The organism is Rubritalea sp. (genome assembly GCF_039830215.1).
Taxonomy (GTDB): Bacteria; Verrucomicrobiota; Verrucomicrobiia; order Verrucomicrobiales; family Akkermansiaceae; genus Rubritalea.
The window spans coordinates 1-2267 of sequence record NZ_JBDOPO010000243.1; the positions used below are offsets into that span (position 1 = coordinate 1).

The following is a 2267-nucleotide window of genomic DNA, read 5'->3' on the forward strand; positions in this document are numbered from 1 at the left end:
ACATTCATAAGCAATATATGCTAAGCGACATAAGCACTGCAGCCCTATTACTTTAGTTGATTTAACTAATCAAAAATTATGGCAATACAAAAACACGACCTCATTCACGAACTCCCCGAGCACAGAGACACAATCCACGACCTTAAGGTGAGCAATGCTCATTTTGCTCATTTTGCTCATTTTGCTCGATTAGTTCCATCAGGTGGATAAAGAGATGCACCGGATTAAGGAGCACATCGAAACTCCCAGCGACGGCTACACACATCAGCGCAAGCACGACAGGCTAGCGCTGAAGGACAAGTTGCACCAAATGATACTCGCCTGCGAGACGCACCACAATCCATGGATGCTGCTGAGAATTTAAAATTCTCAGAGACTGATCATCGGGCCCCGCCACAATGGGGTACCGATTTTTTTTCACCTCACCCTCGGCTCACAACAGTGCACTAAACTCCACCACTCTAATTCAAGATTTCTACAACTACATACAAAAATAGAGAACGAAGCCGCCGAAATACACCCTTACGGCATTATAGCCAATGCATTCTTCATCACGTGTAAGAGCATTAGAAATAGCCCTCCCAACAGGAATTAGGAATAGCCCCCCGAATATCAACCAACCGCAGACCAAGAACAAGGAGCCCTCAGAGTCACGACCTAGATAATTATAGTCATTGAGCCAAGCAAATGGAATGATAAGCAGATGCACAATGCTGGCATAGATCAGAAATAGTTTAGCAATCAGCAATCCTAGCGTCTCTCTCTTTGGGTCTTTTTCAACGAGCACAGAACGATAGGAAATAGATCTCACTCCATTTCCCGGGGCCACAGGCTTCTGTCGACTATTGAGTTTACTTACCATGACTGAAGTTAGTTAAAAAAATCTGGTACAGGCATTAGGAAATCACGATTTTAGAAAGAACTGCGACGACAACACTCAAAACAAAATAGAAGGCTATGCCTACAAAGTAGACTTTCACCGCATCGTAGCTACGTGCGTCATCACGCAGAGTAAGTTGATTTGCGACAAATCTCCCCACGAGCACTATGGGTAAACCTGCTAGCGCTAGGCACGATAGTATTGGCACCAACCAGCTCAGTCGACTTTCCATATTATCGAAGGCTGAGACCAAGATCCCTCCAAAGTAGAGCAATGGAATAAACAAACCATGCACGAGCCATGCATACACATGGATCCACTTTGCTATAGCCCTACCCAAAGCCTCCTTTTTTGGGTCTTCCACTGTAGTGCTCATAGGGACACGAGAGCGATTGCTAAATCCCAGCACTCCATTTCCTGGATCTCTAGGTTTTGGCCGGCCATTGCGAAAATCGAACATAGATTTATTTGACAAGATCTCACTCTAATCTGCCATCATAAGATTAGTGAAAAAGTCTCTTCGATGCAGGTAAGTATTGGGGATGAATAACTAAAAAAACGAACCTCGTTGCAGTGTTCTAGAGGAAAAAATGAGTTCTCCGCGGCATCGGTAGGTTTTCTGACTCTTCCGTGCTTTCTGCGGTTAGATCCACTCCATTGAGTATCACCAGCCATTCGTAAACTTTCACCTTTTTCGCGGTAAAAGTTTCAGCGCGCTGGCTCTGAAATCTGCAACCTGAACACTGGAAACTCAATCCCCAGATTGCTCGTTCTAGGCCAATGACTCTTGACCAATGACCGCGTACTGTGCAAGCAATGCACTTGTGAGCGAGAAACAGAACATTTTAGGAATCACCAAAGAAGGTCTTACCGCATTTTTCACCGAGCACGGAGGTTCAGCCTACCATGCTGGTGAGGTGCTGGATGCCCTGTACCGTCGTGACGTCCGTGATTTTTCGCTCATCGGCTCCATTACCGAACGCTACCGCTCCCTGCTTACTGAGCATTTCACTGCCGAGCTCCCTAAAATCATCAAGGTCCAGGGCTCCGAGGACACCACGCGCAAGTATCTTTTCCAGCTCCACGACGGACGCTACATCGAGTCGGTTCTTATCCCTGCCACTCAGGCGGCAAATGGTGATCGCTCCGATCGCATGACTGTCTGCGTCTCCTCGCAGGTCGGTTGTGCCTATGGTTGCAAGTTCTGCGCTTCAGGGCTCGATGGCCTCACGCGTAATCTCAGCACAGCTGAAATCATCAGCCAGCTTGTCGCGATCGCCGAACACTCCAGCAAGACCATCACCAATGTCGTATTCATGGGCATGGGTGAGCCGCTCGCTAACTTTAAGAATCTAAATCCAGCGCTCGATATCATCACTGGCCACTG

General features: G+C 47.2%; 4 protein-coding genes and 1 pseudogene. 3 read left to right on the forward strand and 2 right to left on the reverse strand.

All coding sequences use genetic code 11. The features are described 5' to 3' along the window. Positions 1 to 78 precede the first annotated feature (78 nt). Positions 79 to 210 carry a hypothetical protein gene (locus ABGY95_RS08000; RefSeq protein ID WP_347441162.1) on the forward strand — a complete coding sequence of 44 codons (132 nt, stop codon included), beginning with the start codon at positions 79 to 81 and terminating at the stop codon, positions 208 to 210. A 4-nt stretch (positions 211 to 214) separates the two neighbouring features. Then, the gene (locus ABGY95_RS08005) at positions 215 to 364 is read left to right on the forward strand and encodes a hypothetical protein (RefSeq protein ID WP_347441163.1); all 150 of its coding nucleotides are present in this window, start codon (positions 215 to 217) and stop codon (positions 362 to 364) included. Positions 365 to 481: 117 nt separating this feature from the next. Here the strand turns inward: ABGY95_RS08005 and ABGY95_RS08010 are convergent, their stop codons facing one another. Together ABGY95_RS08010 and ABGY95_RS08015 are read right to left on the reverse strand one after the other, a co-directional pair. Further along, a complete protein-coding gene (locus ABGY95_RS08010) occupies positions 482 to 862 on the reverse strand; it encodes a hypothetical protein (protein ID WP_347441164.1) in 381 nt (126 codons plus the stop codon). Positions 863 to 896: 34 nt separating this feature from the next. Further along, a complete protein-coding gene (locus ABGY95_RS08015) occupies positions 897 to 1256 on the reverse strand; it encodes a hypothetical protein (RefSeq protein ID WP_347441165.1) in 360 nt (119 codons plus the stop codon). Positions 1257 to 1704: 448 nt separating this feature from the next. On the opposite strand from ABGY95_RS08015, the pseudogene ABGY95_RS08020 reads away from it, so the two are divergent. Then, positions 1705 to 2267: pseudogene (locus tag ABGY95_RS08020) on the forward strand (23S rRNA (adenine(2503)-C(2))-methyltransferase RlmN); the annotation flags it as partial.